We start from the raw sequence: 15,900 nt of genomic DNA on the forward strand, positions 1-15,900 counted from the left end.
CTTTCTGCTCTTTTTTCAGTGCTCAATAATAATTAGTCTCACAAACTAATACCTTTAATGTATAAATGTATAGTCACGATGGCACTATTGTTAATCTCTAAAGTCTATGTCACGTTAAGATACTACTACAGCTATTTTGTTTATTATTTTATCTATAACTGTGACAATGAATCTGCCTACATTAATTAATCTATGTTAATTTCAACATTTTCCATAAAAATTTCAGGTTCCCTTATAGTTAACCAATAATCGGCAACGATACTTAAAACGACATCCTTTAAACCAGTCAAAGAGCTTTCTATTTGATGTTCTTCGTCTTTAATTACTTCAATAAGCATTTCATTCACTTTTCTGATTTTTTCTGAATTCGTCATCTTGTTTATTATTTAATTGCTAACTATAGGTCTAATTACATGTCTGAAGTTCCCTCAATGTTAGTGCCTAACCTATTAAGAGGCTTCAACTTAAGGGGCGCTTAAATCTTCATTCTTTTCGAGCTAAAAGTAAATGAAATAACTCTTTACGGCAATACCCACTTTTAGTGATATTTTAAATACGAAACAGAAACTAAATTTAGAAAATAAAAACTGTTTAATAAAACCCCTAAAACGAATTAATAGGTATCAAGCTCGTGTACAATTTCCTTAGTCAACGCTATAAAACGACTATGTCATTATTCTATCCTATCAAACTACTTCTTCTGATACCATCAAACAGAATCTATACATTGTAAAAAAAGCTGCTTCATCGCCTGTTTTTACATGACCGCAATGCGAGTAGCTAACCTATAGTTTATTATATATTTATAATTTATCTGTAGAAAAACGAATCCTATTATTCTTGTAATAATTGTTTGAAAATCAAAATCGGTAAAGTTGATAGTAACTTGAGTATTCATTTTATTTATATTTCCTTTACCTAATTCCAATAAGCGATGCAAAGGTTTGTCTCGTTTTATGAGCTACATTTAATGACTATTTATATTTAGAAATTATAGAAAGCATGGAATCTTTTTTTTACTTTAGTAAAAAAAATGGCTGATATTTCTTTAACAGACTGGGTCGGTTATTTAGCATCACTAACATTGATGATTTCATTTTTAATGAAAAACTTCAATACATTCCGTATAATAAATTCAATCGGAGCATTGCTATTTATCATTTACGGAATTATGTTGGCCATCTCCTGGCCAATCATCATAACGAACGCCTTTATTTTAGGAGTGAATATATATTATTTAACAAAGTACTATCTCAAACCTGACCGCACGCAAACGTAATTTGACTTCAATATATTTTACATGGAACTATAATCGGGTTCTTTTAAAAAATAGAGAGACCGTCTCAAAAGACAGCCTCTATTAATTTTCATTGAAAATAAAATTTTTCAATACTCTATTTCTTTTTCCAAAATTTTGTCACTATAATACGCTATTTCGTTGGTAATCATTCCCTCATCATTGAAAGTGTCAATAAAAAGAATTGGCATGACTATTTTTTTATTGTCTGATTTTCTCGTCATGTTACAATTCCACCAGGACTGTACGACTTTAGCATCTCCAAGTTCATAATTTAAATAATCAGGATACCCTCTTACGTCCATACTTGTAACGTCAAATTGTTGCATCATTTTTTTATCCATTTCTTTCATTTGGTCCAATGTTAAACTTTTTTCATCTGGAGCCATATTACTATTTCTAAAACTTGCCTTTTTATCATAAAAACTATAGGCTTTATCGTAATCTTTGTTTTCAAATGCGTGAACCATCACTCTTACTTTGTTGATATAGTCATGATGATTGTATATGGTTCCGTTTTTTCTGACACTATAACTATCTCTTACTTCATTTCCAATACCTGCGTCAGAATACGTCATTATTGATTTTATTTTGTTGTCTTTATTTACTACGAATAATCGATGCATAGGCATGTCTATCTTTACGCCAGTCGTTTTGTGCACTCCTTTCACATCTTCCCAAGTCTGTACCCAAACAACGTCTTTTTGACTGTCATCGGTATATTCTAATGCATCAGGATAAGCCCCTGCCGAACGTTTGATACTCAGATAATCAATGTTATCTTTCCAGTTTTTAACACTTCTTAAAAAAGAAGCTTTATCGCTCCCCTTATCGTCCTTATTGCTACCATCAAAGGATTTAAAATCATCTGCTAAATAACCTGCAACCTTATTCTCATCTCCATTAACAAAAGCTTTAATCATGCCTTCCACTACCGTAATGGCAGGATGATCAACATAAATAGTACCATTAGCTTTCTTTTGCGCGTATGTAATGAAAGTTGCTCCCATCATCACAATTAGTAATACTTTTTTCATTTTATTGATAGTATTGATTAATAATACATTAAATATACATATAATTAACTAATTACCTGATATACAATAATATATAAAATTTAAGTTTTAACCAAAAAATGATTTAAAAAGCATAATAATACCCGAAAATCCTTTTCGAGCTAAAATCTAAGTTTTAGAAACATGATTCTAAAGGAGTCGATTACTGAAAAACTTCTGTTTTTTTAAAAAGTTTAAATTCAATTGGACACCATCACACCTTTGAAAAACGAAAAACTACCATTAATAGAAAATGGAAGATCCCTCTCTACAAAAAAAAATAACTTTAGGCAGATACATAACACTCCCAAACATTATTAAATTCTGTCAATACCGCTATTTAATCTGTAAAAAAAAGTAATTATCGTTATTTTTTAACTATTTTGCAGTAACATTTAATATTCTATGATGACATCCGTAACCCGAATTTTTGATTTTCCATATTATCAATTAGAAAAATATTCCTCTATACCAGATGCTTTCGTAACAAAGAAAAATGGTGTTTGGAAAAAAACTTCAACGGTAGAATTTATTTCCAAAGTCAATGCTGTTTCCAGGGCACTCTTGAAAATGGGTATACAGAAAGACGATAAAATCGCGATGATTTCCACTAACAACAGAACGGAATGGAGCATTGTTGATATTGGGATTCTACAAACGGGCGCGCAAAATGTTCCGATATACCCCACAATCACAGCAGATGATTACGCCTATATACTGAATCATTCTGGCGCAACTTACTGTTTTATATCGGACGGAGAAATACTTCAAAAAGTAAATTCAATACGAGCTAAAGTTCCGGCTTTACAACAAGTGTACTCCTTTGATGAAATTGCAGGCTGTAAAAACTGGTCAGAATTGCTTCTTCTTGGAGAAGACCGAAGCAATCAAAATGAACTTGAAGAAAGAAAAGAAAAAGTGCTGCCGGAAGACTTGGCAACCATTATCTATACCTCTGGAACGACCGGAACGCCGAAAGGGGTTATGCTTTCTCACCAGAATCTTGTTTCCAATGTCCGCGGTATTATTCATTTAATTCCCTTCCCAGCCGGAAAAGGAAAAGCGCTGAGCTTCCTTCCTGTCTGTCATATTTTTGAACGAGTCACTTTATATGTCTATCAATATTATGGTGTTTCCGTTTATTTTGGAGAATCTATAGAAAAAATAAGTGCGAACCTTAAAGAAGTAAAACCAAATGTAATTACTGCAGTTCCAAGACTCTTGGAAAAAGTATATGATAAAATATATTCAAAAGGAACGGAGTTGACTGGAATTAAAAAGAAGCTTTTCTTTTGGGCCATCAATTTAGGCTTGCAATTTGAGCCATACGGAACCAACGGTTTATGGTATAAAATACAACTGAAAATTACCCGAAAATTAATTTTCAGTAAATGGAAAGAAGGATTAGGTGGGAATCTCGAAGTGATAGTTACCGGTAGCGCTGCATTACAACCCAGATTAGCGCGTATTTTTGCGGCAGCAGCAATTCCAGTGTTAGAAGGCTATGGCCTAACAGAAACTTCCCCTGTAATTTCAGCAAATAATTTAAAAAATAAAGGTTTCAGGATAGGAACGGTAGGAAAGTTAATTGAGTATGTAGAAGTTAAAATTGCCGAAGACGGTGAAATACTTTGTAAAGGACCTAACGTGATGATGGGTTATTTTAAAGAGGAAACGCTAACCAATGAAGTCCTGATTGACGGTTATTTCCATACTGGCGACATTGGAACCCTTGACAAAGACGGCTTCTTAAAGATCACGGATCGCAAGAAGGAAATGTTCAAAACCTCTGGAGGAAAGTATATAGCACCGCAATTAATAGAAAACACAATGAAACAATCCCGTTTTATTGAACAGATTATGGTCATAGGAGAAGGCCAAAAAATGCCGGCAGCTTTTATCCAACCTAATTTTGAATTCCTTAAAGAATGGGCAGTTATCCATAAAATAGATATTGGAAAAAGCAATGATGAGCATGTTCTTCATGAAAAAGTATTGGAACGCATACAGCAAGATATTGACAGTTTGAATGACAAATTCGGAAGTTGGGAAAAAATCAAACGATTCGAATTGACGCCAGATGTTTGGTCTATCGACGGAGGACAATTGACTCCAACACTGAAACTGAAAAGAAAAATTATTAAAGAGCTTTACAAAGACCAGTACCACAAAATATACAGCTAGTGTATAGGTGTTCAATTTATGAATAACAGCACTTATTAGGTTAAACAATAGCCGGGTAAAAATAAATACTGGATCACATTTAGTTTTATTATGCTTTAAATCAGCCTAAAAAGTAGAACGATACCAATCGTTGAAACGTTTTACCTTTAAAGAAACCACTTTTTAAAAAAAAGGCTAAAATTAGTTCTGCCTCTCTTTTTACTTATAATCAAGCTTTTAAACTCCGTTTAAAGAAATCGTTTTCGTTAAATGCTAATGTATGAGTTATATATTTTCAACTTTAATTTTTAAAATCAAAAATTATTGTCATTTTTTATTTAATTTGCGGTAAAATTCAACCTTCGAATAATGACTCCAATAACCAGACTCTTTGATTTTCCTTATTATCAACAAGATAAATATACTTCAATTCCAGATGCTTTAAATACCAAACAGAATGGTGTTTGGGTCAAAACGTCTACACAAGAATATATTGCTCAAGCCAATGCTGTTTCGAGAGCGCTATTACGAATGGGAATTAAAAAAAACGATAAAATAGCAATTATTTCTTCAAGTAACAGAACGGAATGGAATATTATGGATATTGGGATCCTACAAACCGGAGCACAAAACATCCCCATTTATCCAACAATTACAGAAGATGATTATGAATATATCTTGAACCACTCAGAGGCAATGTATTGTTTTGTATCTGATGCGGAAATACTTCAAAAAGTAAATTTAATAAAAGATAAAGTTCCCAGTCTGAAAGAAGTCTTTTCTTTTGACCCTATTGAAGGTTGTAAAAACTGGAAGGAACTACTCGTTCTTGGTGAAAACCAAGACAATCAAAATGATGTTGAATACAGCAAAAATTTAGTTAAACCTGAAGATTTAGCCACTATCATTTATACATCGGGGACAACAGGGCGTCCAAAAGGAGTTATGCTGTCCCACAATAACATCGTATCAGACGTACTAAACAGCTCAAAAAGGATTCCATTTGAGGCCGGAAAAAGTACTGCATTAAGCTTTCTTCCTGTTTGTCATATTTTTGAAAGAATGATTTTGTATTTACACCAATACTATGGTGTTTCGATTTATTTTGGAGAGTCTATTGATAAAATCAGTGATAATATAAAAGAAGTAAAGCCCACGGTAATAACAGTCGTTCCAAGACTTATTGAAAAAGTATATGATAAAATCTACGCCAAAGGAGCAGAACTAACCGGGATTAAAAAGAAATTGTTTTTTTGGGCAATTGAATTGGGATTAGTCTATGAACCTTATGGTGCCAATGGTTTATGGTATGAAATGCAACTAAAAATTGCCCGGAAATTAATTTTCAGCAAATGGAAAGAAGGGCTAGGTGGTAACTTAGATTTAATGGTTTCAGGAAGTGCTGCACTACAGCCTAGATTAGCGCGAATTTTTGCCGCTGCCGAAATTCCGGTAATGGAAGGATATGGTTTAACCGAAACTTCACCAGTTATATCAGTAAATGACATGAGAAATGGTGGTTTCAGAGTTGGAACTGTTGGAAAAGTAATTGATAACGTAGACGTTAAGATTGCCGAAGACGGTGAAATTCTTTGTAAAGGACCTAATGTAATGATGGGGTATTATAAGGATGAAAAATTAACCAATGAAGTCATCGTTGACGGTTATTTCCATACCGGTGATATAGGAATCTTTGATAAGGACGGGTTCTTAAAAATTACGGATCGTAAGAAAGAAATGTTCAAAACTTCAGGAGGAAAATATATTGCACCGCAACTTATTGAAAACACGATGAAACAATCCCGTTTCATAGCTGAAATTATGGTAATAGGTGACGGACAAAAAATGCCAGCAGCCTTCATCCAACTGGATTTTGACTTCATTAAAGAATGGGCCATTATTCATGGAATAGACATCGGTGACAGTAATGAGTCGATTGTCTCAAACGAAAAAGTAATTGCAAGAATTCAGGAAGAAATTGACCTATTAAATGCAAAATTCGGTAATTGGGAGAAAATCAAGCGTTTTGAGCTGACCCCAGATATTTGGTCTATTGAAGGTGGTCAACTGACCCCGACACTAAAGCTTAAAAGAAAATTAGTTATGGAAAAATACATTAATTTATTTCATAAAATCTACAATTAATCTAACCTCTTGCTTTATAATTATAACTAATAACTATAGTAATCATGAAACTAAAAATCCTGTTTTATTCTCTATTAAGTATTTTATTATTTTCCAATTGCGAGCAAAAGAAAGAAGAAGAAAATCCAATTAAAGCACATTATTTAGATTTTTCTAAACGAGATGATCAGTTTACGGGAGGCATCAAAATGATTCCGATAACCACACCAAAAGGCACCTTTAAAGTCTGGACAAAAACCGTGGGGAATAACCCCAAAATTAAAGTATTATTACTTCACGGCGGACCTGGATTAACGCATGAATTATACGAATGTTTTGACGGTTATTTTCCGAACGAAAGCATCGAGTACATTTATTACGATCAATTGGGATCCTACTACAGTGATCAGCCTAATGATGACAGTTTGTGGACTAACGAACGTTTCGTTGAGGAAGTGGAACAAGTCCGAATCGCATTGGGCGCAGACAGTTCAAATTTTTATGTTTTAGGTCAATCCTGGGGTGGAATCCTAGCCATGGAATATGCCTTAAAATACCAAAAAAATCTAAAAGGGTTGATTATATCCAATATGATGGCCAGTATTCCTGAATACAATGCCTACGCACAAGAGGTTCTTGCTCCACAAATGGATCCTAAAATCCTGAAAGAGCTGCAAGAAATGGAGAAAAACAATGATTTTGATAATCCAAAATACAGCGAACTGCTTTTCAAATATTATTATACAGAACACATTCTGAGAAAACCATTGGAAGAATGGCCGGAATCCATTAATCGCTGTTTCAAGCATATCAACCCTAATGTCTATGTGTTTATGCAGGGACATAGTGAATTTGGCATCACTGGAAATGCTTCACTAAAAAACTGGGATGTAAAAAACAGACTCAAAACAATAACAGTACCTACATTGACAATCGGTGCTAAATATGATACCATGGATCCGGAGCACATGAAATGGATTGCCAACGAAGTTCAAAACGGACGGTTTCTATTTTGCCCAAATGGCAGTCATCTTTCACAATATGATGATCAAAAAACATATTTTACCGGCCTGATAAAATTTTTAAAAGATGTAGACAACGGCACTTTTAAAAAAGGATAACATAAATAGTGTAGTCCCATTTTAAAGCCTCCTACATACAGGAGCCTTTTTTTGACACTATATAAACTCCCTATTTCTCGAATTACAAACGGACTTTCATTGCATATTTAGCGATTTTTAATAGATTACACCGCTTAATTGATTGTTTTTTAATACTTTTAATACTCTAGTAATTAATGACTTAAAAATAATGAAAGCAAAAAACTTTGTAGTTTCAGGAATTGTAGCTGGTGTTGTCTCCTTTCTCTTAGGCTGGCTACTGTATGGATTCATTTTTAAAGACATTTTCCCGCAAGATGAAAACATGAACTTACTGTTTGTCGTTTTAGGAAGCATGACTTACGGTTTCTTTGCTTCCTATATAATGAATCGGTTTTCGATAATTAAGAATCCAATCATCGGTATACAAATAGGAGCCACAATTGGGTTTTTTTACAGTTTGTCTATGAACTTTTTTAATTATTCCAATATTCCCGTGAATTATGAAACAATGGCTATTGATATTCTTATTGCGATAGCAACGGGTGCTTGTGTGGGAACGTCGATTGCTTTTGTCAACGGAAAGCTTAAATAAAACTTTGACAACTATACCTTTTCTACATAAAGTTCTCCTTTTGTGAGGAGTTTATTTTACAATCCTGAATTTTTAACAAAAAAATAAATTAATTTTATTATGCGTGCATAGTATTTTTTGTTATATTTGAAATCGATATAGTTTATAGATGAAAGATAAAACGATAGATTACATATTAAGAGCTACTTGGCAAGCTGTTTCAAGAATGTACAATGAAGAAGCCTCTAAGTACGGTGCTACAATGGCAACAGGTTTTGCTTTATTGAGTATGGATAAAAAAATAGGCACCCCTTCTACATCATTGGGACCAAAAATGGGAATGGAGGCTACTAGCCTTACCAGAACCTTAAAGTCAATGGAAGAGAAAGGCTTAATCATCCGCAAGAAAAATCCAGACGATGGTCGTGGCGTATTAATTTACTTGACTGAGTTAGGTAAAGAAAAAAGAGATTTATCAAAAAACACTGTTTTAAACTTCAATGACACTGTGAAAAATCACATCACTGAAGAAAAATTACAACATTTTATTGAAGTCTCAGAAACGATCAACGAATTAATTCAAAATAAGAATATATTTAATCAACCTGAAAAAATAGACAATGAAACGCACAATTAAAAAAGTTGCAGTAATCGGATCCGGAATTATGGGTTCGGGAATTGCTTGCCATTTTGCCAATATTGGTGTCGAAGTTTTACTTCTCGATATCGTTCCTAGAGAACTTACTGAGGTAGAAACAAAAAAAGGATTGACATTAGAGAGTAAAATTGTTCGCAACCGATTGGTAAATGAGCATTTAAATAATGCTTTAAAGTCAAAGCCCTCTCCTATTTACACCCAACAATTCGCTAACCGAATTACAACTGGAAACACAACCGACGATATGGCAAAAATTGCCGATGTCGATTGGATTATTGAGGTTGTTGTAGAAAGATTAGATATCAAAAAATTAGTTTTTGAACAAGTAGAGAAATACCGCAAACCGGGTACTTTGATTACTTCAAATACATCGGGAATCCCTATTCACTTTATGAGTGAGGGAAGATCTGAAGATTTCCAGAAACACTTCTGCGGAACTCACTTTTTTAACCCTGCACGTTATTTAAAATTATTTGAAATTATCCCTGGTCCTGCAACTTCTCCAGAAGTATTGGACTTCCTTACAATATATGGAGAGAAATTTTTAGGAAAAACCTCGGTTGTTGCTAAAGACACTCCTGCTTTTATTGGAAACCGTGTTGGAATTTATGGGATTCAAAGTTTGTTCCATTTGGTTAAAGAAATGGGCTTAACGATTGAAGAAGTAGATAAATTGACCGGACCGGTTATCGGACGACCAAAATCAGCTACTTTTAGAACAGTGGATGTCGTTGGTTTAGATACTTTAGTACACGTTGCAAACGGTATCTACGAAAACTGTCCAAACGACGAACAACATGAATTGTTCAAATTACCGAGTTTCGTCAATAAAATGATGGAAAACAAATGGTTGGGAAGTAAAACAGGTCAAGGTTTTTATAAAAAGGAAGGAAGAGACATTCTAACATTAGATTTAGACACTTTAGAATACCGTCCGGCTAAAAAAGCTTCGTTTGCTACTTTAGAAATGACTAAATCAATCGATAAGCCTATCGATCGTTTTAAAGTTTTGGTAAAAGGAAAAGACAAAGCAGGTGAATTTTACAGAAAAAGTTTTGCCGGAATGTTCGCTTACGTTTCTAACCGAATTCCAGAAATATCGGATGAACTTTACAAAATCGATGATGCAATGAAAGCCGGTTTCGGATGGGAGAATGGTCCTTTCGAAATTTGGGATGCCATCGGTGTTGAAAAAGGAATTGCCATTATGAAAGCGGAGGGCCTTGCTCCTGCTGATTGGGTAAATAATATGTTGGCTTCAGGGAGCAAAAGTTTTTACACTATAAAAGAAGGGGCTACTTATTTCTACAATATCCCATCTAAAGCACAGACAAAAATTCCAGGACAAGATTCATTCATTATTCTGAACAACATTCGCGAAAGCAAAAAAGTTTGGAGTAATAGCGGCGGTACTATCACAGACTTAGGAGATGGTATCTTGAACTTAGAGTTCCAATCAAAAATGAATACTATTGGTGGTGATGTTTTACAAGCCATCAACAAAGCAATCGATCTATCTGAAAAAGAATATCAAGGTCTTGTTATTGGAAACCAAGCAGCGAATTTTTCTGTAGGTGCTAATATCGGAATGATCTTTATGATGGCCGTTGAGCAAGAATACGACGAATTGAACATGGCAATCAAAACATTCCAAGATACGATGATGCGTGTGCGTTACTCTGGAATTCCAGTGGTAGTTGCCCCTCACGGAATGACTTTTGGTGGTGGTTGCGAAATGAGTTTGCATGCAGACAAAGTTGTTGCGGCAGCAGAAACCTACATGGGATTAGTGGAATTTGGTGTAGGAGTCATACCAGGTGGTGGTGGATCTAAAGAAATGGCGTTAAGAGCCTCTGATTTATTTCATAAAAATGACGTGGAACTAAATGTATTACAAGAGTATTTCTTAACCATTGCTATGGCAAAAGTATCTACTTCTGGATATGAAGCCTTTGACAGCGGACTTTTACAAAAAGGAAAAGATATCATTGTTGTAAACAAAGATCGTCAAATTGCCGAAGCTAAGAAGCATGCTTTATTAATGGCTGAAGCCGGATATACACAACCGATCCACAGAAAGGATGTAAAAGTACTTGGAAAACAGGCATTAGGTATGTTCTTAGTAGGAACAGATCAAATGGAAGCAGGGAAATACATCTCAGAACATGACAAAAAAATCGCAAATAAACTGGCTTATGTAATGGCTGGTGGTGATTTATCTGAAGCCACTTTGGTCTCTGAACAGTATTTATTAGACTTGGAGAGAGAAGCTTTCTTGTCTTTATGTACAGAAAGAAAAACGTTGGAAAGAATCCAACATATGTTAACCAAAGGAAAACCGCTTCGTAACTAGAAAATAGAACAAAGAGAAAAGAATATAGATTTATTGAACAATCACAGTCTATTTTCTACTATCTATTTCTATTCTCTTAAAAAAATAAAAAGATGAAAACAGCCTATATAGTAAAAGCATACAGAACAGCAGTAGGAAAAGCTCCAAAAGGGGTGTTCAGATTTAAAAGACCTGATGAATTAGCAGCAGAAACCATACAGTACATGATGAATGAGCTGCCTGATTTTGACAAGACTCGTATTGATGATGTTATGGTAGGAAATGCCATGCCTGAAGCAGAACAAGGGCTTAATGTGGGACGTTTAATCTCTTTGATGGGGTTAAAAATTGAAGATGTCCCTGGAGTAACTGTAAACAGATACTGTGCTTCTGGATTAGAAACAATCGGAATGGCTACAGCCAAAATCCAGTCAGGAATGGCACATTGTATTATTGCAGGTGGTGCTGAAAGTATGAGTTTTATTCCGATGGGAGGTTACAAGCCTACTCCGGACTATGCTGTTGCAAAAGCAGGAAACGAAGATTACTACTGGGGAATGGGTTTAACAGCCGAAGCAGTTGCGCAGCAGTTTAAGGTTTCTAGAGAAGATCAAGATGAGTTTGCTTATCTCTCTCATATGAAAGCCTTAAAAGCACAAGCAGAGGGTAAGTTTGACAAACAAATTGTTCCTATCAATGTAGACCAAACGTTTATTAATGAAAACGGGAAAAAAGAAACTAAATCTTACGTAGTAAACAAAGATGAAGGACCTAGAGCGGGAACTTCAAAAGAAGTTTTGGCTGGTTTAAGACCTGTTTTTGAAGCTGGCGGAAGTGTTACAGCTGGTAACTCGTCACAAATGAGTGACGGTGCTGCTTTTGTACTTGTGATGAGTGAAGAAATGGTAAAAGAACTTAATCTTGAACCTATTGCAAGATTGGTAAATTTTGCTTCTGCAGGAGTTGAACCTAGAATAATGGGAATTGGGCCTGTAAAAGCAGTACCAAAAGTATTGAAACAAGCTGGGTTATCTCTAAATGATATCGGTTTAATTGAATTAAACGAAGCTTTTGCCTCGCAGTCACTAGCGGTTATCCGTGAATTAGGATTAAATCCGGACATCGTGAACGTAAATGGTGGTGCAATCGCAATGGGACACCCGCTGGGATGTACCGGAGCTAAATTGTCAGTTCAATTATTCGACGAAATGAAACGTCGTGGTGACAAATACGGAATTGTTACCATGTGTGTGGGAACAGGTCAAGGTACTGCTGGTGTTTACGAATTGATGTAGACTCTAATTTCCAACCTTTTGTCTTTTCGACAAGGAGTAATTACATTAAGTATTTCAAAATTAGCTTTAGAGATTCCTCCTTGGTCGGAATAACACTAATGAGGAATTTAGATTATAAAAAATATTATTAAAAAACTATCATTTAAAATAACAAAAAAATGAGCAACGTAACAAGAGGTGGACAATTCATCGTAAAAGAAACTAAGTGCGAAGACATCTTCACTCCTGAAGATTTTTCAGAAGAACAATTAATGATGCGTGACTCTGTAAAAGAGTTCGTAGACAAAGAATTATGGGCACACAAAGATCGTTTTGAGAAAAAAGATTATGCTTATACAGAAGAGTGCATGAAAAAAGCCGGAGATTTAGGTCTTTTGGGTGTTGCTGTTCCTGAAGCTTACGGTGGATTAGGAATGGGATTTGTATCAACAATGTTGGTTTGCGATTACATTTCTGGTGCAACGGGATCTTTCTCAACTGCTTTTGGAGCACATACAGGTATCGGTACTATGCCAATTACTTTATATGGTACAGAAGAGCAAAAACAAAAATATGTGCCTAAATTAGCTTCTGGTGAGTGGTTTGGAGCCTACTGTCTTACTGAACCTGGTGCTGGATCAGATGCCAATTCAGGAAAAACAAAAGCAGTTTTATCAGAAGACGGAAAGTATTATTCGATTACCGGACAAAAAATGTGGATCTCTAATGCAGGTTTCTGTTCTTTGTTTATCGTATTTGCTCGCATTGGAGATGATAAAAACATTACTGGTTTTATCATAGAAAATGATGCTGAAAACGGAATTTCAATGGGTGAAGAAGAACATAAATTAGGTATTCGTGCTTCTTCTACTCGTCAAGTATTCTTTAATGAAACGAAAGTTTCTGTTGAAAACATGCTTTCTGAAAGAGGAAATGGTTTCAAAATAGCTATGAACGCTTTGAATGTGGGACGTATTAAACTGGCAGCAGCTTGTCTGGATGCACAAAGGAGAGTAATTTCCAATTCAGTGAAATATGCAAACGAAAGAGTCCAATTTAAAACGCCTATTGCAGAATTTGGAGCTATCCGCTCTAAGTTAGCAGAAATGGCTATGAATTGTTATGCAGATGAAAGTGCCTCTTACAGAGCTGCAAAAGATATTGAAGACAGAATAACTGCTCGTGAAGCAGAAGGATGTACGCACCAGGAAGCTGAATTAAAAGGTGTTGAAGAATATGCTATTGAATGTTCAATTTTAAAAGTGGCTGTTTCTGAAGATGTTCAGAACTGTGCTGATGAAGGAATCCAAATCTATGGAGGAATGGGATTCTCAGAAGATACCCCAATGGAAAGTGCTTGGAGAGATGCCAGAATTGCTCGTATTTATGAAGGTACAAACGAAATCAACAGAATGCTATCTGTAGGGATGTTGATCAAAAAAGCAATGAAGGGACATGTTGACTTGTTAGGACCAGCAACAAAAGTGGGTGAAGAGTTAATAGGTATTCCCTCTTTTGAAACTCCTGATTATTCTGAATTATTTGCAGAAGAAAAAGAAATGCTTGGCAAATTGAAAAAAGCCTTTCTAATGGTTGCAGGTAGCGCTGTTCAAAAATTTGGTGCAGACTTAGATTCACACCAACAATTATTGATGGCTGCTTCAGATATGTTAATTGAGATATACATGGCTGAAAGTACTATTCTTAGAACGGAGAAACTAGCAAAAAACCAAGGAGAAGACAAAGTTCAGGAGCAAATTGCAATGGCAAAATTATACTTATATCAAGCGGTAGATATCGTTACTCTAAAAGGAAAAGAAAGTGTTATTTCTTTTGTAGAAGGTGACGAACAACGTATGATGCTGATGGGTTTAAGACGTTTCACTAAATATACCAATATGCCAAATATTGTTGGATTAAGAGAAACCATCACTAAGAAATTAGTGTCAGAAAATGAATACTGCTTCTAAGCATTCAGATCATTTTTTGTTAAATTTGTTTATAAAAAAAGCCACAATCATCAAAGATGATTGTGGCTTTTGCTATGTACACACTTTCCGTTTCAATCAGTTATTGGGCTATATAAAAAAATCATCTAATCCATCGCGAACTAAGAACACGAGACGATACTATTCCTTTAATGAATATGCGATGATTCGCAATTATCTTAATACAAAATATCCTACTTAGAGAACGTGTCATAACGAAGCTACTCTCAAAGGATGGCTATGAACCTCTTACTATTAACCCCATTTAATCAATAAAAAAGCCGCAACCATTAAAAATGATTGCGGCTTATATTTGCTATCCTATGTCAGTGATTTCTTTACAGGTCGGTTTAAAATAAATTAGAACATAAAACAAGGAATGTACTGATCGAATTAACTTGTTTGTTATAAATAACCAAAACCAACTTAACTTTGCTTTTTTTCAAAATCTAACAGAGTACTTTCAAATTAAATTTCTATTTTACAATCCACAAAGGTATTTCCAAGTCATGATTAAAAAGCTCTTCAGTAACACTTCCTACAAGTAAAGAAGAGAACGTATTTCTACCTTTATCTCCTACAATAATAAGATCTACTTTAGCAGCTTGAGCTTTACTACGCATTTTTTCTGCAACCCCATTTTCTCTTCCTGCAATAATCTCTGTAGTCAGCACACCCTTATAACCAATCTTCTTTATAAATTTTTCATACTTTTCCTTTAAATGAATTTCTACTTTTTTATCAAGGTGCTCTTTTGGAATGTATGGAGAGAATTGAATCGGAACATTGTAAACGTGTACTGCTTTTACCGTCGCATCAGTGGCTTTTTGCACATTTTCAGCAACGTCAAAAACCTTGTGTGAAGCACTTGAAAAATCTGTGCCAGCCCAAATATTGCTGATAACTGGTTTCGCACTTTTAGGTATAGACAGGATGTTGCATTTAAGTAAACGTAGCAATTTACCGCTAACAACTCCAGTACCTTTTATCTTGTTTTTATTTCCGATTAAAGCAAGTTGTACCTCATATTTATTGACAATATAATTGATCAAGGCTTCCGAATAAGGATCTTCTGATATAAGAACCTCCCATTCAACCGAAGATTTGAATTTCTCTGCTACCTTTTCATTTAACTCATCCCCAATTATTTCGTCAAGGTTAACATCCTTTAACTGCTCTTCAAATAATTCCGAGATCTCATATTTTTTGATATTATGTACAAAGTACACTTTTTTAACCTTAAGAGTATCTGCAATAAATGATGCATACTCAATTAAGGTATTATCAATATCTGAAAGGTCTAAAGCGACCAAGATGTTTTTTATTTCAGTCATG

The 15,900-nt window shown here is 34.7% G+C and carries 11 protein-coding genes; 8 read left to right on the top strand and 3 right to left on the bottom strand.

Annotated elements, in window-relative coordinates; genetic code table 11:
- Nucleotides 1-185: 185 nt before the first annotated feature.
- Nucleotides 186-374, bottom strand: a complete 189-nt coding sequence (locus CXF59_RS04265) for a hypothetical protein (protein WP_101136454.1) — start codon at nucleotides 372-374, stop codon at nucleotides 186-188.
- 1,012 nt (nucleotides 375-1,386) lie between these two features.
- Nucleotides 1,387-2,334 (bottom strand): hypothetical protein, encoded by a 948-nt coding sequence (locus CXF59_RS04275; protein WP_101136456.1) that lies wholly within the window; start codon nucleotides 2,332-2,334, stop codon nucleotides 1,387-1,389.
- Between the two features lie 426 nt (nucleotides 2,335-2,760).
- On the opposite strand from CXF59_RS04275, the gene CXF59_RS04280 reads away from it, so the two are divergent.
- From CXF59_RS04280 to CXF59_RS04315, 8 genes are all read left to right on the top strand, one after another.
- Entirely contained in the window at nucleotides 2,761-4,536 is a 1,776-nt protein-coding gene (locus CXF59_RS04280; RefSeq protein ID WP_101136527.1) for a long-chain fatty acid--CoA ligase, read from the top strand.
- 348 nt (nucleotides 4,537-4,884) lie between these two features.
- The gene (locus tag CXF59_RS04285; RefSeq protein ID WP_101136457.1) at nucleotides 4,885-6,660 is read left to right on the top strand and encodes a long-chain fatty acid--CoA ligase; all 1,776 of its coding nucleotides are present in this window, start codon (nucleotides 4,885-4,887) and stop codon (nucleotides 6,658-6,660) included.
- A 44-nt stretch (nucleotides 6,661-6,704) separates the two neighbouring features.
- The gene (locus CXF59_RS04290; protein ID WP_101136458.1) at nucleotides 6,705-7,760 is read left to right on the top strand and encodes a proline iminopeptidase-family hydrolase; all 1,056 of its coding nucleotides are present in this window, start codon (nucleotides 6,705-6,707) and stop codon (nucleotides 7,758-7,760) included.
- Nucleotides 7,761-7,950: 190 nt separating this feature from the next.
- Entirely contained in the window at nucleotides 7,951-8,334 is a 384-nt protein-coding gene (locus tag CXF59_RS04295; protein ID WP_101136459.1) for a hypothetical protein, read from the top strand.
- A 148-nt stretch (nucleotides 8,335-8,482) separates the two neighbouring features.
- A complete protein-coding gene (locus CXF59_RS04300; RefSeq protein WP_101136460.1) occupies nucleotides 8,483-8,950 on the top strand; it encodes a MarR family winged helix-turn-helix transcriptional regulator in 468 nt (155 codons plus the stop codon).
- Nucleotides 8,934-11,324: a 3-hydroxyacyl-CoA dehydrogenase/enoyl-CoA hydratase family protein gene (locus CXF59_RS04305; protein ID WP_101136461.1), complete on the top strand. Its 2,391-nt coding sequence runs from the start codon at nucleotides 8,934-8,936 to the stop codon at nucleotides 11,322-11,324. Before CXF59_RS04300 ends, CXF59_RS04305 begins: the two co-directional genes overlap by 17 nt.
- 92 nt (nucleotides 11,325-11,416) lie before the next feature.
- Nucleotides 11,417-12,598: an acetyl-CoA C-acyltransferase gene (locus CXF59_RS04310; protein WP_101136462.1), complete on the top strand. Its 1,182-nt coding sequence runs from the start codon at nucleotides 11,417-11,419 to the stop codon at nucleotides 12,596-12,598.
- Between the two features lie 158 nt (nucleotides 12,599-12,756).
- Nucleotides 12,757-14,547 (top strand): acyl-CoA dehydrogenase family protein, encoded by a 1,791-nt coding sequence (locus tag CXF59_RS04315; RefSeq protein WP_101136463.1) that lies wholly within the window; start codon nucleotides 12,757-12,759, stop codon nucleotides 14,545-14,547.
- Between the two features lie 494 nt (nucleotides 14,548-15,041).
- Here CXF59_RS04315 and CXF59_RS04320 read toward each other — a convergent pair whose 3' ends face one another.
- On the bottom strand, nucleotides 15,042-15,899 hold the full coding sequence (locus tag CXF59_RS04320) for a universal stress protein (protein ID WP_101136464.1): 858 nt from the start codon (nucleotides 15,897-15,899) through the stop codon (nucleotides 15,042-15,044).
- Nucleotide 15,900 lies beyond the last annotated feature (1 nt).

Source organism: Flavobacterium sp. ALD4, assembly GCF_002836475.1.
In the GTDB taxonomy this organism is placed as follows: Bacteria; Bacteroidota; Bacteroidia; order Flavobacteriales; family Flavobacteriaceae; genus Flavobacterium.